The sequence below is a fragment of the Streptomyces sp. RP5T genome (assembly GCF_003933965.1).
Lineage (GTDB): Bacteria > Actinomycetota > Actinomycetes > Streptomycetales > Streptomycetaceae > Streptomyces.
Genome location: NZ_RSAJ01000090.1, coordinates 1 through 21,668 on the forward strand (window position 1 = coordinate 1; position 21,668 = coordinate 21,668).

The following is a 21,668-nucleotide window of genomic DNA, read 5'->3' on the forward strand; positions in this document are numbered from 1 at the left end:
TTGTCACCCGGGAGGCTGAATTGCAGCTCGGGTGCGGGCCGGTGGCGCATAAGGACGGCCGGACCAGGAGATGCAACGGGAGCGGGGTTGTTGCTGACAGTAAGGGGGGCGCAGGTGAGAACTGTCGTGTTCAGCGCCGATTTCTCCTCGGAACGCCAATGGGTGGCGGGCCACTCCTGGGCCTATCCGGACGGAGGACCGACGAACCGGGGTGACAACAAACTCGATCACCTCACCGCGGACCCCGCCTACTCCCGGCTGGGGACGTTCAGGGCCCGGCGCAGGGCGGACGGCTTGTGGGACACCGGGTTGCTGACCACGGAGGGCAGCGCCGACGGGTTCATGGTGCGTACCGGGGACCACTTGGAGGCCACGGTACGACTGCCCACCCGGCTGGGCGCCTGGCCCGCCATCTGGACCTGGCGGGACGGCGGCAACGAGGTCGACGTCTTCGAGTACCACCCCGACAACCCTGATCTCCTGGAGCTGACCAACCACGTACGGCAGGGCCAGAGCTACGTCCGCCACGAGGCCGTGCGTCCAGGGGCCGTCCTCGATCTGGGCGTGACCTTCGGCCGACGCAACGTGGTGTGGACCCTCGACGGCGAACGGATCTTCGCGGACCGACAGGGCGTGGGCTCCGACTGGAGGGCGTACCTCATCGTGAACCTGTCGGTGTGCGCGGGCCGCTACCACCCCGCCCCCGAGCCCGAGACCGCCGAAATGTCCTACGAGGTACGCCGTCTCGTGGTCACCCGGACGATCGGGAGCTCTCTTACGGACGACCCGTCCGAGATGGACCATCCCGAGGACGGCGTCGCGGAAAGAGCCTGATTCCGGGGCCGGAAACGGAGAGCTTTGCCGCTGCTGTGCTCCGACCGGGCCGCCCCTTGCCGTCCAGGCCGCCCAGGTCCCGGAAGAACGTCTCACCGACGACGGCCGACCCGCCGCGAGAAGGCACCCCTCGGTGCGATTTACTCTTCCGATGAGGTCACGCGGGTTCCCGAGCAGTCAGCCGATCACAATACGGCGGGCGGTCGCGCGGGATGCCAAACGGCTCACGCGGCTCGTGCGTGGCTCAGGCGCCTACGCGGGAAAGTACGCGTCCGCCGTCGCGGGCTACCGGGTCGGCCCTGACTACATCGAAGCCCACCGCACGTTCGTAGCCGTGGGCGGCGGCGAGCACGACGGCCGGGTCCTGGGGTTCTACTCGCTCGTCCTCGCCCCACCGGAGCTCGACCTGCTGTTCGTCGCCGACGAGGCACAGGGCCGTGGGATCGGACGGATGCTCGTCGCGCACATGCAGGCCGAGGCCAGGGACGTCGGTCTTGACCATGTCAGGGTCGTGTCGCACCTTCCCGCCCAGGACTTCTACCACCGCGTGGGTGCGGTGCGGACCGGGACCGAGCGCGCGAACCCACCCGCCGTGCCGTGGGACCGTCCTGCATTCGAGTTCCGGATTCCCCCGGTGTGAGGTGGCGCCGTCGCCGTATGCATCCGGTCGGCCGGCTGGGTGTCGACGACGGCGTTGGTCCTCCGGCAGCGCCGGCGCGTCAAAGGGTGGCGGTCGTCTGCTCACCCGTGGCGCTGCCCGCAAGCCACTGGTCCCATCCCAGATTGAAGTCGGCGTAGCCGTTGTCGGCCGGGGCCTTGCCGCGGGGAGAGCCGGTGATGGTGATGGGGTCGCCCTGTTTGACCTGACCGTAGAACCATTTAGCGTCCGAAAGGGACAGGTGGACGCAGCCGTGTGAGCCGCGGGCGCTGCCGCTGCCGGGGTTGGGGTCGCCCGTCGAGTAGTGGACGTAGGTGCCGGACTGGGTGAGGTGGATGTCCCAGGGGAGTGTCAGGTCGTAGTAGTTGGGGCTGCCCTTGTCACAGCTGATTCCGACGCTGCAGGAGGTCATGTGGACCTTCTCCTGCTTGTCGATCACGGCCATCGTGCCGTCCCACGTCGGGTACTCGGCGCTGCCCGCGTTGATGGACAGGGTGCGCACCGGAGCGCCGTTGCGGGTGACCTTCATGGTGTGGCCGGTCACCGAGACGTCCGCGCGCACGTCGTCGCCGATCTTGAAGGTGTGCGTGTAGCCGTGTACGCCGTAGCGTCCGTTGCCGTTGCTGACGCCCGTCAGGTCGGCGTCGATCTTCACCGTCGTCCCGGAGGGCCAGTACGTCTTCGGGCGCCAGTCGGCGCGCTTGTCGCCCATCCAGTGCCAGGCGCCGGCCACCGGCTGTGAGGCGCTCACCTTCATGTGCTTCTCCACGGTGGCCCGCGCCTTGGCCGCGACGGGGTTGGTGAAGATCACCGAGACCGGCATGGCGACACCCACCGTGGTTCCCGTCTGCGGGGTGATGGTCTCCAGCAGCATCGGCGGGCCCGCGGGCTTCGTGGGTGACGGAGAGGCACTCGCACTCGGCTTTCCCGACGCCTGTGCGTCGTCGCCGCTCGCCTTGTCGCTGCCGCCCGCACCGCAGGCGCTCGCGCCCATCAGCGTCACACCCGTGACCAGTGCGACCCATATGCTGCCCTTGCGCCGTCCCACGAACTGCCCCGTCTTCTCGCTCATCGCCCCATACGGGCCCGTCGTCCTGTCAGACAAGGACCGCGGGGGTTGCAGTTGCGTGTGCCGCGTAAAACGTGTCCCAAGACTCATTGCCCTGGTAGGGATGCACAGGGCGTGTATGTCGGGCCGACCCGACTCCACATCCGGTCGACGCGTGATTCGTTTCAGGTCGGCTGCCCGGCCAGCCTGTGCAGGGCCCGCACGGCAGGTGATCCGGGGTCGGCCGTGACCAGGACGACCTCCTGGTCGTCCTCGGGCACGAGCAGGACGTCGCAGTTCAACCGCAGCGTGCCGACTTCCGGGTGGGCCAGGGTCTTGCTGCGGTGTCCAGGAGCGTGGACCGGACGGGTCTGCCAGATGTGCCGGAACTCCTCGCTGCCGGCATGCAACTCGGCCAGCAGGGTGGTCACCCGCGGGTCGTGCGGGTAGCGGTCGGCGGCCCGGCGAAGCCGCGCCACCACGATGTGCCCGAACTCCTCGGTGCTGGAGCTCTCGTACATCCGTCCCTGGCCCAGGAAGCGGTGCCGGGCCAGGTTCGTCGTCCCGCGCGCGAGGTCACCGCCGAACAACGCTTGGGCCAGCGGGTTCCAGGCGACGACGCCGTACGCCGCGTCCGTGACGATGGCAGCGGTCTCCGGCAGCCGCTCCAGCATCCGGGCCACGTGCGGGCGCACCTGCCGCACGGCGTTGCTGCCGGGCGGGGGGTTCGATCCCGCCAGGCGGAAGAGGTGGCTGCGCTCGGCCGACGTGAGCCGCAGGGCCCGGGCCAGCGCGTCCAGGATCCGGGGCGACGGCCGCGGTCCGCGGGCCTGTTCCAGTCGCGTGTAGTAGTCGACCGACATGTGGGCGAGGTCCGCGACCTCTTCGCGGCGCAGGCCCGGTGTGCGGCGGGCGGTGCCCGTCGTCGTCAGGCCGATCTCGTGCGGGCGCAGGCCCGCTCGGCGGTCCCGCAGGAAGCGGGCCAGTTCCTGCCGCGCCATGCCACCTCCGGCCGCTTGCCTGGTACAGGTTGTCCCTGGCAGGGCGCCCACAGCCAGGGGACCGTTGTTCCCATGAACGATCGCACAGCTTTGGTCACCGGTGCCAACAAGGGCATCGGCAAGCACATCGCCCGGCTGCTCGCGGCCGAGGGCCTCACCGTGTACGTGGGCTCCCGCGACCCGGGGCGCGGACAGCGGGCCGTCGAGGAGATCGGTGCCGGCGCCCGGCTGCTGGTCCTCGACGTGACGGATCCCGACGGCATCGCAGAAGCCGCGGCTCAGGTGGAACGCCTGGACGTCCTGGTCAACAACGCCGGTATCTCTCCGTCCCTCGCCCCGCCGGCCGACACCCTCGTCGAGGAGTACCGGCGCACCTACGAGACCAACGTGTTCGGGGTGGCAGCGGTGACCAACGCCTTCCTGCCCGCCCTGCGCCGGTCGCCGCACCCCCGCATCGTCAACATCTCCAGTGGCACCGCGTCGCTGACCTGGAGCACGAACCCCAACCCCCAGTTCACCCCGGGAAGCGGCAACGGTGCCGCCTACCGGTCGTCCAAGGCCGCCCTCAACGCCCTCACCGTCTTCTACGCCCAGACGATGGCCGAGGACGGCTTCAAGGTCAACGCGCTCGCCCCCGGCATGCGGGCCACCGATCTCAACCCCCGCGCCGCCGCTGCCGGCGACGACCCTGCCGAGGCCGCCCACGGTGCCCTCCGCCTGGCCCTGCTCCCGGACGACGGCCCCACCGGCGGCTTCTTCTCCTGGGACGGAACACCCGTGCCTTGGTGATGGGTGACCAGGCATGGGCGGCGCCGGGGACGCGTGTCTCCGCGGTAGGTCGTCCATGCCTGACGGATCGGGCTACGCACGGCGAGGACGGCGTCGGCGAGGTCGAAGAGGGCGTCGATGACGGTGGCTCAGCGCACGCTGCAGCACGCCTGCGAGCGCCAGCCGGTCCGAAACGCCCAGACGTCCGGCAGAACTACTCGGAGAAGGGCCCCGCCTGACGTGAGGCGGCAATCAGCGCAGCAGCCACTCTGAAACGATCAGTTGGTACACGAAGCGGCATCGGGCTGCCGGACTCATCCCGCGCACCGCCTCGCACGCGCCGCGCGAGCCCGAGAATCGAATCGGTTCCGTGCAAGCGCTTCGACGAGACGGTACGACCGGTGACGGAAAGCGACAATGCCGTGCCGCACCCCGAAGACGGCACCCCAGTGCGTTCCAAGGATGGGTAAAGGACCGCGCTTCGTCCCGTGCGGTGCGCACCGCGCACTCGTCAACCACGGATAGCCAGCCGAGCCCCAGGTCAGCGGCATCGCAGGGCTCACCCGACCGCTCACGGTCCGCCCATCGGCCCGACCCGCGTGTCTCGCCCCGCCGTGTCGGCGTGAGGGCACAGCGCCGCTGGTCCGCTGTCTTGCCGGGTCTGCCTGAGCGGGTCGGTCGACGGGGATCCGGGGAGATCGGCGATCGAACCGATTCGGCCCCAGAGCCGGACCAAGGAGGTCGAGGCCCTTGACAGCACCGCGGAATCGGGAGCACCGTCTCCCCCCGAAACCTCTCTGCAATCCCTTTGTAAGAACGGCACCCTCGAGCGCTCGGGCATATGCCAGCGCCCTCAGCACAGAACCCGACTGGGTTCGGCCGGCACGGTAGGGAGATCGGATGGGAACGACAGGTACGGGACGCCAGGCGCCGGTCCGGCGCGGTGGCGTCCGGCGACTGCTCGCCGCGTTACGGCGCCGCGGAAGGCCGGCAAACGAGTCGGAGCAGGCATCCGTCCCATCGTGGGAGCGCTCCCGCAAAGATCGGCCGAAGACGTTCGCCCGGGCGGCGGCCGCGGCCGTGCTCGCCGTCGGCGCACTGGCCGGCGCATCGGCCACGACCGGGACGGCCCGGGCAGCCACGTCCGGACCGTGCGATCTCTACGCGGCGGGAGGAACGCCCTGTGTGGCGGCCCACAGCACGACGCGGGCGCTGTACGCCTCGTACAACGGGCCCCTGTACCAGGTCCGGCGTTCCTCGGACAACACTGCCCGCGACGTCGGCGTCCTGAGCGCGGGCGGCTACGCCGACGCCGCCGCGCAGGACTCGTTCTGCGCGGGGACGACCTGCCTGATCTCGGTCATCTACGACCAGTCAGGTCGCGGCAACAACCTCACGCAGGCGCCCGGCGGCGGTGCCGCGGGCGGTCCCGACAACCTCGCGAACGCGACGGCCGCGCCCACCATGGTGGGCGGTCACAAGGCCTACGGCGTCTTCGTGGCACCCGGAACGGGATACCGCAACAACCACACCAACGGGATCGCGACCGGGGACAACCCCGAGGGCATGTACGCGATCTTCGACGGCACGCACTACAACGGCGGCTGCTGCTTCGACTACGGCAATGCCGAGACGGACAGCAACGACGACGGCAACGGCACCATGGAGGCCATCTACTTCGGCAACATCAAGGTCTGGGGCTACGGCAGCGGCAACGGCCCCTGGATCATGGCCGATCTGGAGAACGGCCTGTTCTCCGGGCTCAACCAGCACTACAACGCGAACGACCCGACCATCAACTACCGCTACACGACGGCCATCGTCAAAGGCGGCCCGAACCACTGGGCGATCCGCGGCGGCAACGCGCAGTCGGGCGGCCTGTCCACGTTCTACGACGGGGTGCGTCCCAACGTCGCGGGCTACAACCCGATGCGGAAGCAGGGCGCCATCATCCTGGGCATCGGCGGTGACAACAGCAAGGGAGCCCAAGGCACCTTCTACGAGGGCGTGATGACCTCCGGTTATCCCTCGGACGCCACCGAGAACGCGGTGCAGGCCAACATCACCGCGGCCGGCTACTCCAACGCGACCGGCGGAACGGGCACGGGCGCGCTGCACGCGGTGGGCGCGGGCAAGTGCCTGGACGTGCCGAACTCCTCCACCTCGGCCGGCACGCAGCTGCAGATCTGGGACTGCAGCGGTGGCGCCAACCAGAGCTGGACGCGCACGTCTTCCAACCAGTTGACCGTATACAGCGGCAGCAGCCAGCTGTGTCTGGACGCGTACAACAACCAGACCACCGCCGGTACCAAGGTGGTGACCTGGCCGTGCAACGGCGGCGCCAACCAGCAGTGGCAGCTCAACTCCGACGGCACCGTCACCGGCATCCAGTCCGGACTCTGCCTGGACGTCACCGGCGCCTCCACGGCCAACGGCGCCCTGGCCGAGCTGTGGACCTGCAACGGCGGCTCCAACCAGCGATGGAGTCTCGGCTGAGGGAGACGGCTCCATCCCGTGGCCGGGCGCACCCCCGGCCACGGGCCGCCCTCGACCCGGATCCGGCCCACCACCGGCACGATCGTGCAGGCGGCTCAGCGGCCGACCGCACCACCGGCCGCCACCGCCACCACTGGAGGATGACGATGTCCCGAGCCAGAGCGCTCCGCGGCCTCCGGGCCGCCCCCTTGGCTGTGCTCGCCCTACTGGTCGGGAGTCTGCCCACGGCCGGTGCCGCGTTCGCCGTACCGGCCGAGCGCCAGGCGTCGGCCGCCGACCTGTACGTGGCGCCGGGTGCGCCCGCCGGCGGGAACGGCTCCGCCGAGCAGCCGTTCGCGACGATCGATCAGGCGCAGCAGCCGGCGCACCGGCTCTCGGCCGACACGGACGTCGTGGTCCACCTGGCCGGCGGCACCTACCGGCTGTCCAAGCCGCTGGCGTTCGGCTCCGGGGACGGCGGCCAGAACGGCCACACCATCACCTACCAGGCCATGCCCGGGCAGCAGCCGGTCGTGAGCGGCGCCCAGCAGATATCTGGTTGGCAGGTGCATGATCAGAACACCAACATCTGGTCGGTCCACGTCGGCAGCGGCGTGAACACGCGGCAGTTGTACGTCAACGGCAAGCAGGCGCCGCGGGCGGCGATCCAAGTGCCCCGCACCGGCTTCACCTTCACCCGGACCGGACTGACCGTCACCGACTCCTCCCTCGACTACCTGGCCGGCCTCTCGGACCAGAGCCACATGGAAGTCGAGAGCGTCAACTCCTTCACCGACCGCTATGCGCCGGTCCAGTCGATCAGCGGCAGGACCATCACCATGCAGCAGCCGGCATGGAACAACAACTCCTGGGGCTACGACACCATCAACGCCCCCTTCGCCGGCGGCACCATGTATCTGGAGAACAACTACGCGTTCCTGAAGCAGGCCGGGCAGTGGTACCTCGACTCGTCCGCAGGGGACCTGTACTACCGGGCCCAGCCGGGACAGAACCCGAACGGCCTCGACGTCGAACTGCCCCGGCTGCAGAGCCTGCTCGGCATCAGCGGCAGCTACGGCTCACCGGCGACCGGCCTGGCATTCTCCGGCATACGGTTCACCGGGACCTCCTGGCTGGGCCCGAGCGGACCCGACGGCTACGCGGACCAGCAGAGCGGCGCGCACATCACCGGCGCCTACCCGATGCCCGCCGACTGGCTGAACACCTGCAAGTCCGGGTGCACGCAGTTCGAGGCCACCCGGAACCACTGGTCGCAGATGCCCGCGGCCGTTCAGGTCTCCGCCGCCACCGGCATCACGTTCTCGGGGGACACGTTCTCCGAACTCGGTCAGGCCGGACTGGGCGTGGGCAACGACGGCGTGGCCACCGCCTCCGGCACCGGACTCGGCGCGAACGGCGTCACCGTCACCGGCAACACCTTCACCGACATCGCCGGCAGCGGCATCCAGGTCGGCGGGATCCAGCCGGACGCACACCACCCCGGCAACCCGCAGATGACCAACCAGAACATCACCATCAGCAACAACAAGGTCAGCGGGGTGGGCACCGACTACAAGGAGACCGCGGGAATCCTGTCCACCTACGTCACCAACGCGACGATCACCCACAACCAATGCGACCACCTGCCCTACGACGGAATCGACATCGGCTGGGGCTGGGGGATGAACGACCCCGGCGGCAGCCAGGACTACCGCAACCGGGGCACGTACAACTACCAGCCCGTCTACAGCACTCCCACCACGCTCAAGAACAACACCGTCTCCCACAACCTGGTCTTCGACACCAAGAACGCGATGTTCGACGGCGGCAGCATCTACAGCCTGTCCGCCAACCCCGGCTCGGTGATCTCCGACAACTACATGTACGACAACAACCGCACCACCGCCCTGTACCTCGACGAGGGCTCCCGGTACCTGAAGGTGTCCGGCAACGTGGTGCAGGACGCGGGCAACTGGGCGCTCACCAACGCCAACGCGAACAACCACACCGACGACAGCACGTTCTCCGGCAACTGGTACAACGGCGGCAACACCTACGTGGCCACCGGCCCACCCCACAACAACGTCCTCAGCGGCAACGTCGCGGTCAGCGGCACCAACTGGCCCCAGGGCGCCCGTGAGGTCATCCAGCAGGCGGGCGTCCAGTCGTCGGGCGACGGCGGCTTCCCCACCGGCTACCACCGGTTGGTGATCGCCAGCAACGGCCTGTGCCTCGACGTGTACGGCAACTCGGGCAGCGCGGGCGCCGCGGTCGACCAGTGGACCTGCAACGGGCAGAGCAACCAGCAGTTCGAGTTCGTGCCGGTCTCCGGCGGCTACGGGCAACTGCGCGCGCAGAACTCCGGCCAGGTCGTGGCAGTGTCGGGCGGCTCCACGACCGCCGGCACACCGAACATCGTGCAGCAGGCCGCCAACGGAGCGCCCGGCACCCTGTGGCTGCCGGTACAGCAGTCCGACGGCTCGTACTCCTTCAAGAACCAGAACAGCGGCCTGTGCCTGGATGCCTACGGCGGCAGCAGCGATCCGGGCCGGCAACTGGACCAGTGGCCGTGCAAGAACGCCCCCGGCACCAACCAGGACTTCACCCCCCGCTGACCGATGTACACCTCCGGAACGCCCACACGGACCGGAGGTTCGTTCACCCCCCACCCACTGACCCGCACCCAATGAGGAACGCAGATGAAGAAGTACTGGGCACGCCTGGCCGCCGCGCTGACGGCCGCCCTCGGCATGGGCGCCGCGTGGCCCGGCGCGGCCGCCGCCGTCGGGACGTCCCCCTCCGCCCCGCGGGCCGCCGCCGCGGCCACGCCCCTGCGGGTGATGCCGTTGGGTGACTCGATCACCTGGGGCGTCGGCAGCCCGTCCGGGAACAGCTACCGCGGTTTTCTCGGGAACAAGCTGACGGCCGAGGGGCACACCCTGGACTTCGTCGGCTCGGGGCGCAACGGCACCATGTCCGACCCGGACAACGAAGGCCACTCCGGCTGGCGGATCGACCAGATCGCCGGCATCGCGGACTCCGTGCTGGCGCGCTACCGGCCGAACGTGGTCACCCTGGAGATCGGCACCAACGACCTGAACGGCAACTACCAGATCCCGACCGCCGCCGACCGGCTCCGCGCGCTCATCGACCAGATCACCAGGGCCGTACCCGACGCGACCGTCCTCGTCGGCACCGTGATCATCTCCACCAGCGGTACCGAGGAGGCCAACCGGCCCGCGTTCAACGCCAAGTTGCCCGGCATCGTCCAGGCGGAGCAGGCCGCGGGCAAGCACGTACGCCTGGTGGACATGAGCGCCCTGACCGCCGCGGACCTGTCCGACTCCCTGCACCCGAATGACAACGGCTTCAGCAAGATGGCGGACGCCTTCAACGCGGAGATCCAGGCGGCGGACGCGGCGGGCTGGATCAAGCCGCCGGATTCCGCGGGCGGGCAGGTGCGTTCCGGGATCGCGGGCAAGTGCCTGGGGGTGAGCGGCGGCAACAGCGCCAACGGGACCGCCGCCGAGATCCGGTCCTGCGACGGCTCCGCCGCACAAACGTGGTCCGCGCGCTCCGACGGCACCCTGCGGGCGCTCGGGAAGTGCCTCGACGTCACCGGGCGCGGTACCGCCAACGGCACCAAGATCGCGATCTGGGACTGCAACGGCGGAACCAACCAGCAATGGCAGACGTACAACGGCGGCTACCGCAACCCCGTCTCCGGCCGCTGCCTCGACGACCCCAACGCGTCCACCGTCGACGGTACGCAGCTGGTCCTGTGGGACTGCAACGGCCAAACGAACCAGCAGTGGACCGCTCTGCCGGTCTCCTGAGCACGGCCCCCGCTCCACCGAGGCCCCGTCCCGTGGTCGGTGCCCACCTCTCTTCCACCCCGCACAAGGAGGTTGATCCCGGATGTCCTGGATCGACAAGGACCCCCTGCTCCGCAGGGCCCTGGCCTCGGCCACCGGTCTGCTGGCCGGAGCGGCACTGGCCCTGGCCGGCCCGGCGAGCACGGCCGCGCACGCCGCTTCCGGCACGCTGGGCGCGGCCGCAGCCGACAGCGGCCGCTATTTCGGTACCGCCGTGGCTGCCGGAAGGCTCGGCGACTCGACGTACTCCACGATTCTCGACCGGGAATTCAACATGATCACCCCGGAGAACGAGATGAAGTGGGACACCACCGAACCGTCCCGCGGCAACTTCAACTTCGGCCCGGCCGACCAGATCGTCAGCCACGCCACCGCACACGGGCAGCGGATGCGGGGCCACACCCTGGTGTGGCACGGGCAACTGCCCGGCTGGGTCGGCTCCATCGGTGACGCGGGCACCCTGCGCAGTGTGATGAACAACCACATCACCACCGAGATGAACCACTACAAGGGCCGGATCTACGCCTGGGACGTCGTCAACGAGGCGTTCGCCGACGGCGGCAGCGGCCAGCACCGCAGCTCGGTCTTCCAGAACGTGCTCGGCAACGGCTTCATCGAGGAGGCGTTCCGCACCGCCCGGGCCGCCGACCCGTCGGCGAAGCTCTGCTACAACGACTACAACATCGAGAACTGGAGCGACGCCAAGACCCAGGGCGTCTACAGCATGGTCAAGGACTTCAAGGCGCGCGGTGTGCCCATCGACTGTGTCGGCCTCCAGAGCCACTTCGGCTCGGGCGGCCCGCCCGCCTCCTTCCAGACCACGCTGTCCAACTTCGCCGCCCTCGGCGTCGACGTCCAGATCACCGAACTCGACATCGCCCAGGCATCGGCGACCGCGTACGGCAACACGGTGCGGGCCTGCATGAGCGTCGCGCGCTGCACCGGCATCACGGTGTGGGGGATCAGGGACAGCGACTCGTGGCGGACGGGGGAGAATCCCCTGCTGTTCGACAGCAGCGGCAACAAGAAGCCGGCCTACGACGCGTCGCTCTCGGCGCTCGGCGGAGGCGCGGGCAATCCGGGCGGAGGCATCGTCTCGGGACAGGTGTACTCGCTGACCGACGTCGCGGCGGGCCGGGTCCTGGACGTGCCGGGCGGCCAGACGGCGAACGGCACGCTCCTGCAGGTCTGGGACGCCAACGGCGGTGCGAACCAGCAGTGGCGGGCGAGCCAGAACGGCGACGGCTCCTACACGCTGACGAACATCGCCAGCGGGCGGGTCCTGGACGAGCCGGGCGGCCAGACGGGCAACGGCACCCGGATGGCGATCTGGGACGCCAACGGCGGTGCGAACCAGCACTGGCGGGCGAACCGGAACGGCGACGGTTCGTACACCCTGATCAACGTCGCCTCGGGCCGGGCGCTGGAGACTCCGAGCGGGCAGAGCGGCAACGGGTCCCCGGTCCAGATCTGGGACTCCAACGGGGGCGCCAACCAGCACTGGAGCTTCAGGTGAGGTGACCCGGAACGCAGACCCGCGTCCGGCACGGCGGCCATCGCCGGACGCGGGCTTCGGCATGCCCTCAGACCCTTCCAACCAGGCGCAATACATGGGATGGATCAGAGTTCGATTGGGGGTGTCGTGTGTATTGACTCGGTGATGCAGCTGTGGAATCACTAGAACATGGGATGTCTGAGAGGTTCCTGTGGATGCTCGCGGCAGCTCTCGACACCATCCCGTTCGGCCAGGCACAGCGCTCTCTGTCCCCATCCCCCACATTGCCGAGGAACAGAATGCCGCCCTCATCCTTTTCCCGTCGGAGTCGCACGACCCGCAGGCCACGCTTACCGGCGCTCGCAGTGGTAGCCGTGATGGCGCTGCTGGCCATGCTGACGGCGACCGCCCAGACGTGGTCGGCACCGGCATCGGCCCTCGCGTCGACGTCCTTGGTGAGCGCGGCCTCCGGCCGGTGCCTGGACGTCAAGGGCAACGTCGACACACCGGGAACGGCGCTCGACATCCAGGACTGCGACAACCAGCCGCACCAGGCGTTCGAGTTCACCTCGGCCGGGGAGCTGAGGACGATGAGCGGCACCCGGTGCGTGGACGCCTACGACAACCGCACCGCGCCGGGAACCCCGGTGATCATCTGGTCGTGCAACGGGCAGTCGAACCAGGCGTGGCGGCAGAACGCCGACGGATCCGTCACCGGTGTCCAGTCCGGCCTGTGCCTGGACGTCAACGGGGCGGGCACGGCCAACGGCACCGCGGTCATCCTCTGGACCTGCAACGGTCAGAGCAACCAGAAGTGGACCACGTCGACACCTCCGCCGGCTCCGGGCGGGACGGGTCCGTGCGACCTCTACTCCACGGGCGGTACGCCGTGCGTGGCCGCGCACAGCACCGTACGGGCGCTCTACGGGTCGTACAACGGCAGCCTGTACCAGGTCAGGCGTGCCTCGGACAACGCGACCAGGAACATCGGGGTGCGGGCGGCCGGAGGCTTCGCCGACGCGGCGGCGCAGGACTCGTTCTGCGCGGGCACCACCTGTGTGATCACGGTCGTCCACGACCAGTCCGGACGTGGCAACGACCTGTGGTACCAGGGCTCGGCCCAGGTACCGGGATCGAGTCAGAGCAGTCCCGCCAAGGCGACCTCCGAGTCGCTGACCGCCGGCGGCGGCAAGGCGTACTCGCTGTACATCAATCCCGGTAACAGCTACTGGCGGGACGGTCATCTGACGGGAGTGCCGACCGGCAGCGCGCCCGAGGGGGCGTACATGGTGACCAGCGGTACCCATGTCAACAGCGGCTGCTGCTTCGACTACGGCAACAGCGAGACGACGCGGAAGGCCGACGCGGCCGGAGCGATGGACGCCATCAACTTCGGCACCGAGTGCTGGTTCGGCGGCTGCTCGGGAAGTGGTCCCTGGGTCCAGGCCGACCTGGAATGGGGCCTCTACTCCGGAGGCAGCCAGTCCTGGAACGGCAACCAGCGCGCCTTCCCCGTCAAGTTCGTCACCGCGATGCTGAAGAACAACGGGACGTCGAGGTTCGCCCTCAAGGGCGGCAACGCGCAGTCCGGCAGCCTGACCACGCTGTGGGACGGCGCGCTGCCCGGCGGGTACAGCCCGATGAAGAAGCAGGGCGCCATCGTCCTGGGCAGCGGCGGCGACTGCTGCAAGCCCGGTGGAGGCGCCAACCTGAGCGCCGGGACCTTCTACGAGGGGGCCATCGTCGCCGGCTACCCCTCCGACGCGACCGACAACGCGGTCCAGGCCAACGTCATCGCGGCCGGATACCGCTGAGACCTTCTCCGACGCGGGAGGCGGCCCTCCGGCACCCCCGGAGGGCCGCTGCGCCGCGTGCCCCTGATCGATCGCCAGGAGTGTATGTCATGCACATGATTACCAAGAGGGTCGGACACCGCATGCCGCGGTTCCCGCGACCGTCCCTGCGCCGGCTGCTGGCGTTCGCCTTCTCGGTCGCGCTGTTCTGCGTGGGCGTCCCACTCGTCTCCCTCGGTACCGCACAGCCCGCCGCCGCGCTGGGCAACGGGCTGGCCCTGACCCCGCAGATGGGCTTCAACGACTGGAACGCCTACGGCTGCAACGTCTCGGAAGCACTGATCAAGTCCACCGCGCAGGCGATGCACACCAACGGCATGCAGGCGGCGGGCTACTCCTACGTCAACATCGACGACTGCTGGATGACCCACAACCGCGATTCCGGCGGCCACCTGGTGCCGGACCCGGCCAAGTTCCCCGACGGCATCAAGGGCACCGCCGACTACGTGCACTCGCTGGGGCTGAAGCTGGGGATCTACGAGGACGCGGGCACCGCCACCTGCGCCGGGTATCCGGGCAGCCTGGGCCACGAGAGCACCGACGCTCAGTCGTTCGCGTCGTGGGGCGTGGACTACCTGAAGTACGACAACTGCAACAACAACGGGGTGTCCGCGCAGAGCCGGTACACGGCGATGCGGGACGCCCTGGCAGCCACCGGCCGGCCGATCCTGTACAGCCTGTGCAACTGGGGCCAGGACTACGTGTGGACCTGGGGCGCGAACGTGGGCAACAGCTGGCGCACCACCGGTGACATCAGCGCCAACTTCGCCAGCATGCTGTCCATCTTCCACAGCAACGTGGGACTGGCCTCCTACGCCGGCCCCGGCCACTGGAACGACCCGGACATGCTGGAGGTCGGCAACGGCTCGATGACGGCCACCGAGAGCCGCAGCGAGTTCAGCCTGTGGGCGGAGATGGCCGCGCCGCTGATCGCGGGCACCAACATCCCCTCGGCCAGTGCGGAGACCCTGGCCACGCTGACCAACTCACGGGTGATCGCGGTCGACCAGGACCCCCTCGGCAAGCAGGGCACCATGGTCTCCTCCTCGGGCGGCCGGGACGTGCTGGCCAAGCCCCTGGCCAACGGGGATGTTTCGGTGGCCCTGTTCAACGAGACGGGCTCGACGGCGACCATCTCGACCACCGCGGCCGCGATCGGCAAGACCGGGGCGTCCTCCTACACCCTGACCGACCTGTGGTCGGGCGCGTCCTCCACCACTTCGGGCACGATCAGCGCCTCGGTACCGGCGCACGGCACGGTGATGTACCGGGTCGCGGGCGGCACCAGCGGCGGCGGCACCAGTGTGACCGGCGCGGTGCACGCGGTGGGTGCGGGCAAGTGCCTGGACGTGCCCCACGCGACCACGGCCGCCGGTACCCAGGTGGAGATCTGGAGCTGCAACGGCGGCGCCAACCAGACCTGGACGCACTCCGCGTCCCACCAGTTCACCGTCTACTCGGGCAGCAGCCAGATGTGCCTGGACGCCTACAACAACCAGACCACGCCGGGCACGAAGGTGGAGATCTGGACGTGCAACGGCCAGAGCAACCAGCAGTGGACGCTGAACACCGACGGCACCATCACCGGCGTCCAGTCGGGCCTGTGCCTGGACGTCGCCGGAGGGGCCACCGCCGACGGCACCCTCGCCCAGTTGCAGACCTGCAACGGCGGCAGCAGCCAGCGATGGACGTTGGGATGACCCCGCATGCCAACCCTGGAGGAGGTCTCCATGCTCGAACCAGCCGGTGATCGCCCACGCAGGCGAGGGAAAGCCGTGCTCCTTGTCGTCCTGGCGATGGTCGTGGCCGCGTTCGGCGCCCCGGCGTTCGCCACCTCACCGCGGTCCGGAACGGCTGCGGTCGTCCGTCCGGCGGCTCAGCGCGTGGCGGACGCGTCGCTTCCGTGCGATCTCTACGCCGCGGGCGGCACGCCGTGCGTGACGGCGCACTCCACGACCAGGGCGCTCTTCGCGTCGTACAACGGACCGCTCTACCAGATCCAGCGGGCTTCCGACCACAGCTACCGCGACGTCGGGCTGCTCAGTGCGGGCGGGTACGCGGACGGAGCGTCCCAGGTGTCGTTCTGCTCGGGAACCTCGTGCACGATCACGAAGATCTACGACCAGACCGCCCAGCACAACGACATGCAGATCTCCTGGGGCGGCTACTGGAAGGGGCCGGGACCCAACGGATCCGATGTGGGCGCGGATGCCATGGCCTTGCCGGTGACCGCGGCCGGCCACCAGGTCTTCGGCGTCAAGGTCGCCCAGGGCGTCGGCTACCGGCACGACAACGCGAAAGGCGTCCCCACCGGATCGCAGCCGTCAGGCATCTACATGGTGACGTCGTCGAACTACACGAACCAGTGGTGCTGCTTCGACTACGGCCTCGGTGAGAACACCCACACCGACACCGGCAACGCCACCATGAACGCCATCTACTGGGGCAATGCGTGCTGGTTCGGCGGATGCACCGGGTCGGGGCCGTGGGTGGAGGCCGACCTGGAGAACGGCATGTTCCACACCAACACCGGCTCCAACAAGGACCCGAACAACCCCGGTGTGCATTACCCGTTCGTCAGCGCGTGGGAGAAGAACAACGGCACCAGCAACTTCACCCTCAAATACGGCAACGGCGCGAGCGGCGGCCTGACCACCACCTTCTCCGGCCCCCTGCCCAACGGCTATTCGCCGATGAAGGTCGACAGTTCCGTCCTGCTCGGCACCGGCGGAGACAACAGTGTCTCGGGCACCGGCGAGTTCTTCGAGGGTGCCATCACGGCCGGGTATCCCTCCGACGCCACCGAGAACGCCGTCCAGGCAAGCATCACCGCGGCCGGCTACGGCTCGGGAGGCGGTGGCGGTACGTCGACCGCGCTGCACGCGGTGGGCGCGGGCAAGTGCCTGGAGGTGCCGGGCGCGTCCACGACGCCGGGTACGCAGACGCAGATCCGGGACTGCACCGGAGCGGCCAACCAGACCTGGTCCCGGACCGACTCCCGCCAGCTCACCGTGTATTCCGGCAGCAGCCCGCTGTGCCTGGACGCCTCCAACCAGGGCACCAGCCCCGGCACCAAGGTCATCACCTGGACCTGCAACGGCCAGGCCAACCAACAGTGGAACGTCAACGCCAACGGCACGATCACCAGCGCCCAGTCCGGCCTGTGTCTGGACGTGACCGGCGCCGCCACCGCCAACGGCACCCCCGTGGAGCTGTGGACCTGCAACGGCGGATCCAACCAGCAGTGGTCGCTGAACTGATGGGGATTTTCACGGAGTTCGGCTCACACAGGAGGACCGAATGAGGACGAGAGCGATACCCGGGCGTCTGATACTGGCCGTCGGCATCGTCCTGGCGTTCGTGCTGCAGCTGTCGGCGACGGTCGAGAGCCGCGCCGTCTCGGGCGAGGCGCTGAGCGTCGACCTGGCCTCGACGCGGGGCCCGTCGACCGGAGTGGGGGAGGGGTTCCTCTACGGCTTCACTCAGGACGGCAGTCAGCCGGCCGACCAGTTCATCAAGCCGCTGGGGATCAACGCGTTCCGCGGCGGCGGATGGTTCTCCGGCGGCTGGATCAAGGACAACTACCAGTACGGAGCGGCCACTCGGGCCGACATCGACTCGATCGTCGCGCAGGCGAAACGGCTCACCCAGCCGCCGTATCACGCGCAGTACCAGGTACTGGTCAGCGACATCTACGGCGCCAACGGCGGGCAGCCGTCCACCACGCGGTATCCGTGCGACAACGGCGACTGTTCCAACTGGATCAGCTTCATCGACTCCACGGTGGGAGCGCTGCAGGCCACGGGGCTGCCGTTCGCCTACGACATCTGGAACGAGCCGGACATCTCCGTGTTCTGGACCCGGGGTGTCAACAGCGCCCAGTACTTCCAGATGTGGGACACCGCCTACCGGGAGATCCGGCGCATCGCCCCCTCGGCGCAGATCGTCGGGCCGTCCCTCGCCTTCACCCCGCAGAACAACCCGGGGGAATGGCGGACCTGGCTGGCACACGTGAAGGCGGCCGGGACGGTACCGGACATGATCACCAACCACGACGAGGGCGACGTCGACGACCCGGTCACCGTCTCCCAGTCCCTCAACAGCGCCCTGAGCACGGCGGGCATCGGCCCCCGGCCGCTGTCCGCGAACGAGTACCAGCCCGCCGACCGGCAGACCGCCGGCGTGACGGCCTGGTACCTGGCCCGGTTCGCGCAGTCCGGCTACACCAACGCGATGCGCGGCAACTGGGTCTGCTGCGTCACCCCCAACCTGACGGGAGTCCTCACCCAGAGCGGTGGCAGCTGGCAGCCCACGGGCAACTGGTGGGCGTTGCGCGACTACGCCGACATGACCGGCACCCTCGTCGACACCTCCGGCCAGGTCGGCTCGACCGCGATCTCCGCCTCCCAGGACGCCACCAACAAGCGCGCGGTGGCGATCATCGGCGACGCCAACGGCAACTCCGGTACCTCGTCCGTGACCTTCAACGGGCTGTCGTCCGTGCCCTGGCTGACGAACGCCGGCAGCGTGCACGTCACCGTGCACCGCATCCCGGACCAGGCCCCGCTCGCCGCGCCACTGACCGTCTACGACCAGAACGTGAGCGCCTCGGGCGGCTCGATCACCGTGCCCCTGACCTTCCAGGCCGCGCACGACGCGTTCGCCGTCTATCTCACCCCGGCCACCTCCGGCGGCGAGACCTTCCCGGCCGGCTATCACCAACTCGTCGTCGCAAACAACAACTTGTGCCTGGACGTGTACGGCAACTCCGGCAGCGCCGGCGCCGCGATCGACCAGTGGACCTGCAACGGGCAGAGCAACCAGCAGTTCCAGTTCGTGCCGGCCTCGGGCGGCTACGGCGAACTGCGCGCCCAGAGCTCCGGCCAGGACGTCGCGGTCGCGGGCAGCTCCACGACGGCCGGCACCCCGAACATCGTGCAACAACCCCCCGACACAGCGGCCAACGGCCTCTGGCTGCCCGTCCGCCAGTCCGACGGCTCCTACGCCTTCCAGAACCGCAACAGCGGCCTGTGCCTGGACGTCTACGGCGCCGGAGCCACCGCGGGACAGCAACTCGACCAGTGGCAGTGCAAGAACGCGCCGGGCACCAACCAGGACTTCTTCGTCCGCTGACCCGTCCGCCGACCGCACCGGCCGTGGACACCCCCCACCTGCGAAAGGAACCCACCGTGTCAGCAATCGGACGGCTGTTACGGCGCCTGCGCGTCCCGACGGCCGTACTCGCGGGCCTCGTCCTGGCCGCCGGCGGTGTCGTGGGCACAGCCGCCGCCCCGGCCCGGGCCGCCACCTCCATCACCCTCAACGGCACCTCCGGCGGACGGACCTTCGACGGCGTCGGTGCGATCAGCGGGGGAGGCGGCAACAGCAGACTCCTGATCGACTATCCCGAACCTCAGCGCGGCCAGGTCCTCGACTACCTGTTCCGGCCCGGCTACGGCGCCTCCCTGCAGATGCTCAAGGCCGAGATCGGCGGCGACACCAACTCCACCTCGGGGGCCGAGCCCAGCCACCAGCACACCCGCACCGACCTCAACTGCGACCGCGGCTACGAGTGGTGGCTGATGGAGCAGGCCAAGGCCCGCAACCCGAACATCAAGCTGTACGGGCTCGCCTGGGGCGCCCCGGGCTGGATCGGCAACGGGAACTTCTGGTCCACAGACATGGTCACCTACCTGGTCTCATGGCTGGGCTGCGCCAAGCAGCACGGGCTGAGCATCGACTACCTCGGCGGATGGAACGAGCGAGGCTACAACGTCTCCTGGTACCAGCAGCTGCGCAGCGCGCTCAACAGCAACGGCTACGGCAGCGTCAGGATCGTCGCGGCCGACTCGGACTGGTCCGTGGCGAACGACGTCAACTCCAACCCGGCGTTCGCCTCCGCGGTGAGCGCCATCGGCACGCACTACCCCTGCGGCTACCGGTCCTCCCAGTCCACCTGCACGGTGCCGGCGGCCGCCCTGAACTCCGGCAAGCCGCTGTGGGCGAGCGAGAACGGCTCGGACGACTACAACGGGGGAGCGCAGGCCATGGCCCGCGGCCTCAACCGCGGCTACATCGACGGACGCATGACCGCGTACCTCAACTGGCCCGTGGTCGCCGCGCTCACCCCCAACCTGCCGTACCCCACCATGGGCATGGCGCTGGCCGCGCAGCCGTGGTCCGGCTCCTACTCGATCGGCAAGAACACCTGGGTGATGGCGCACACCAGCCAGTTCACCAGCCCGGGATGGCACTACCTGGACAACTCCAGCGGCTACATCGGCGGCAACCGCGCAGGCGGAAGCTACGTGTCACTGAAGTCCACGAACAACTCCGACTACTCCACGGTCATCGAGACCATGGACGCGGGCAGCGCGCAGACGCTGAACTTCAACGTCACCGGGGGACTGTCCACCGGATCCGTCCACGTCTGGTCCACCGACGTCCGGTCCGCCGACCCGGCCGACCACTTCGTGCACGCCGCGGACATCACCCCGTCCGGCGGCGGTTTCAGCCTGACCGTCCAGCCCGGCCACCTGTACACCCTGACCACCACGACCGGACAGGGCAAGGGCACCGCCACCGGTCCGGCCCGGGGCGCACTGAAGCTGCCGTACAGCGACTCCTTCGACGGCTACGCCACCGGCACCGAGGCGAAGTACCTCATGGACTGGCAGGGCGCCTTCGAGGCGGTGGCCTGCGGTGGCGGCCGCAGCGGGAAGTGCGTGCGCCAGATGAGCCCGCAGAAGCCGATCACCTGGGACTCGCTGACGGATCCGCACGCCCTGCTCGGAGAGACGGGCTGGGGCAACTACACCGTCTCGTCGGACGTGCTGCTCGAACAGTCCGGATACGTCGAACTGATCGGCCGTGCGGGTGCGCACGACTACGACCACGGCGGCGGTCAGAACGCCTACCGCCTGCGGGTGAGCGACACCGGGGCCTGGTCGATCCTGAGCACGAACACCGGCGGCACCGTCACCACCCTGGCCCGCGGCACGACCGCCGCGCTCGGCACCAACCGGTGGCACACCCTGGGCCTCACCTTCAACGGCACCACGATCACCGCCACCGTCGACGGCGCCACGGTCGGTACCGCGAACGACAGCACCTGGGCGGCCGGACAGATCGGCTACGGGACCAGCCAGGGCGAGACCGCACAGTTCGACAACCTGTCCATCACGCCCGGCAGCGGCGGGAACGACGGCGGCACGACCGGCGCGATCGTCGGGGTCGGCTCCGGCCGGTGCGTGGACGTGCCGAACCAGTCCCACACGGCCGGCACCCAGGTGGCGCTGTGGGACTGCAACGGTGGCAGCAACCAGCAGTGGACGACCACCTCCGCCGGTGAACTGCGGGTCTACGGCAGCGTCTGCCTCGACGCTGCGGGCCAGGGCTCCAGCCCCGGTACCAAGGTGGACATCTGGGACTGCACCGGCGGCGCCAACCAGAAGTGGACCCTCCACGCCGACGGCACGATCACCGGCGACCAGTCCGGCCTGTGCCTGGACGCCACCGGGGCCGGAACGGCCAACGGCACCCTGCTGCAGCTGTGGACCTGCAACGGCGGCAGCAACCAGAAGTGGACGCGCGACTGATCCCGTGACCGGTGGCCGGACTTCCTGAGCCTCCCCGATCCCTCCGAAAGGCCCCCACATGAC

At 69.3% G+C, this 21,668-nt stretch carries 13 protein-coding genes and 2 pseudogenes; 12 read left to right on the plus strand and 3 right to left on the minus strand.

All coding sequences use genetic code 11. The features are described 5' to 3' along the window. The first annotated feature begins 114 nt into the window (after positions 1-114). Positions 115-834 carry a beta-glucanase gene (locus EHS43_RS12705; RefSeq protein WP_125190817.1) on the plus strand — a complete coding sequence of 240 codons (720 nt, stop codon included), beginning with the start codon at positions 115-117 and terminating at the stop codon, positions 832-834. Between the two features lie 151 nt (positions 835-985). Beyond that, positions 986-1,474, plus strand: coding sequence for a GNAT family N-acetyltransferase (locus EHS43_RS12710; protein ID WP_125190819.1), 489 nt, complete (start codon positions 986-988; stop codon positions 1,472-1,474). 79 nt (positions 1,475-1,553) lie between these two features. Here the strand turns inward: EHS43_RS12710 and EHS43_RS12715 are convergent, their stop codons facing one another. Together EHS43_RS12715 and EHS43_RS12720 are read right to left on the minus strand one after the other, a co-directional pair. Next, complete coding sequence (locus EHS43_RS12715) at positions 1,554-2,564, minus strand: Ig-like domain-containing protein (protein ID WP_125190821.1); 1,011 nt, start codon at positions 2,562-2,564, stop codon at positions 1,554-1,556. 161 nt (positions 2,565-2,725) lie between these two features. After that, a complete protein-coding gene (locus tag EHS43_RS12720; RefSeq protein WP_125190823.1) occupies positions 2,726-3,541 on the minus strand; it encodes a helix-turn-helix transcriptional regulator in 816 nt (271 codons plus the stop codon). Between the two features lie 72 nt (positions 3,542-3,613). Here EHS43_RS12720 and EHS43_RS12725 point away from each other — a divergent pair, with 72 nt between their 5' ends. Beyond that, a complete protein-coding gene (locus tag EHS43_RS12725) occupies positions 3,614-4,330 on the plus strand; it encodes an SDR family oxidoreductase (RefSeq protein ID WP_125190825.1) in 717 nt (238 codons plus the stop codon). Positions 4,331-4,344: 14 nt separating this feature from the next. Here EHS43_RS12725 and EHS43_RS47640 read toward each other — a convergent pair. Continuing rightward, positions 4,345-4,452: pseudogene (locus EHS43_RS47640) on the minus strand (IS5/IS1182 family transposase); the annotation flags it as partial. Between the two features lie 757 nt (positions 4,453-5,209). Between EHS43_RS47640 and EHS43_RS12730 the strand changes: the two are divergent. The 9 genes and pseudogenes from EHS43_RS12730 (at position 5,210) to EHS43_RS12770 (ending at position 21,605) form a co-directional block, all read left to right on the plus strand. Beyond that, the gene (locus EHS43_RS12730; RefSeq protein ID WP_260470504.1) at positions 5,210-6,805 is read left to right on the plus strand and encodes an arabinofuranosidase catalytic domain-containing protein; all 1,596 of its coding nucleotides are present in this window, start codon (positions 5,210-5,212) and stop codon (positions 6,803-6,805) included. A 146-nt stretch (positions 6,806-6,951) separates the two neighbouring features. Then, positions 6,952-9,399 carry an RICIN domain-containing protein gene (locus EHS43_RS48755; protein WP_312023417.1) on the plus strand — a complete coding sequence of 816 codons (2,448 nt, stop codon included), beginning with the start codon at positions 6,952-6,954 and terminating at the stop codon, positions 9,397-9,399. A gap of 84 nt (positions 9,400-9,483) precedes the next feature. Then, positions 9,484-10,620: an SGNH/GDSL hydrolase family protein gene (locus EHS43_RS12740; RefSeq protein ID WP_125190827.1), complete on the plus strand. Its 1,137-nt coding sequence runs from the start codon at positions 9,484-9,486 to the stop codon at positions 10,618-10,620. A gap of 82 nt (positions 10,621-10,702) precedes the next feature. Beyond that, positions 10,703-12,172, plus strand: a pseudogene (locus tag EHS43_RS12745) (endo-1,4-beta-xylanase); the annotation flags it as partial. Between the two features lie 359 nt (positions 12,173-12,531). After that, a complete protein-coding gene (locus EHS43_RS12750) occupies positions 12,532-13,968 on the plus strand; it encodes an arabinofuranosidase catalytic domain-containing protein (protein WP_125190831.1) in 1,437 nt (478 codons plus the stop codon). A 95-nt stretch (positions 13,969-14,063) separates the two neighbouring features. Next, positions 14,064-15,707, plus strand: coding sequence for a ricin-type beta-trefoil lectin domain protein (locus EHS43_RS12755; protein ID WP_260470505.1), 1,644 nt, complete (start codon positions 14,064-14,066; stop codon positions 15,705-15,707). Between the two features lie 30 nt (positions 15,708-15,737). Further along, positions 15,738-17,267: an arabinofuranosidase catalytic domain-containing protein gene (locus tag EHS43_RS12760; RefSeq protein WP_125190833.1), complete on the plus strand. Its 1,530-nt coding sequence runs from the start codon at positions 15,738-15,740 to the stop codon at positions 17,265-17,267. A 40-nt stretch (positions 17,268-17,307) separates the two neighbouring features. After that, complete coding sequence (locus EHS43_RS12765; protein ID WP_125190835.1) at positions 17,308-19,140, plus strand: RICIN domain-containing protein; 1,833 nt, start codon at positions 17,308-17,310, stop codon at positions 19,138-19,140. A 56-nt stretch (positions 19,141-19,196) separates the two neighbouring features. Continuing rightward, positions 19,197-21,605: a ricin-type beta-trefoil lectin domain protein gene (locus EHS43_RS12770; protein WP_125190837.1), complete on the plus strand. Its 2,409-nt coding sequence runs from the start codon at positions 19,197-19,199 to the stop codon at positions 21,603-21,605. Positions 21,606-21,668 lie beyond the last annotated feature (63 nt).

Coding starts and splice junctions, on each gene's coding strand:
- EHS43_RS12710 (WP_125190819.1), top strand. CDS start 986: ATGAGGTCACGCGGGTTCCCGAGCAGTCAGCCGATCACAATACGGCGG.
- EHS43_RS12715 (WP_125190821.1), bottom strand. CDS start 2,564: ATGAGCGAGAAGACGGGGCAGTTCGTGGGACGGCGCAAGGGCAGCATA.
- EHS43_RS12720 (WP_125190823.1), bottom strand. CDS start 3,541: ATGGCGCGGCAGGAACTGGCCCGCTTCCTGCGGGACCGCCGAGCGGGC.
- EHS43_RS12725 (WP_125190825.1), top strand. CDS start 3,614: ATGAACGATCGCACAGCTTTGGTCACCGGTGCCAACAAGGGCATCGGC.
- EHS43_RS12730 (WP_260470504.1), top strand. CDS start 5,210: ATGGGAACGACAGGTACGGGACGCCAGGCGCCGGTCCGGCGCGGTGGC.
- EHS43_RS48755 (WP_312023417.1), top strand. CDS start 6,952: ATGTCCCGAGCCAGAGCGCTCCGCGGCCTCCGGGCCGCCCCCTTGGCT.
- EHS43_RS12740 (WP_125190827.1), top strand. CDS start 9,484: ATGAAGAAGTACTGGGCACGCCTGGCCGCCGCGCTGACGGCCGCCCTC.
- EHS43_RS12750 (WP_125190831.1), top strand. CDS start 12,532: ATGGCGCTGCTGGCCATGCTGACGGCGACCGCCCAGACGTGGTCGGCA.
- EHS43_RS12755 (WP_260470505.1), top strand. CDS start 14,064: ATGATTACCAAGAGGGTCGGACACCGCATGCCGCGGTTCCCGCGACCG.
- EHS43_RS12760 (WP_125190833.1), top strand. CDS start 15,738: ATGCTCGAACCAGCCGGTGATCGCCCACGCAGGCGAGGGAAAGCCGTG.
- EHS43_RS12765 (WP_125190835.1), top strand. CDS start 17,308: ATGAGGACGAGAGCGATACCCGGGCGTCTGATACTGGCCGTCGGCATC.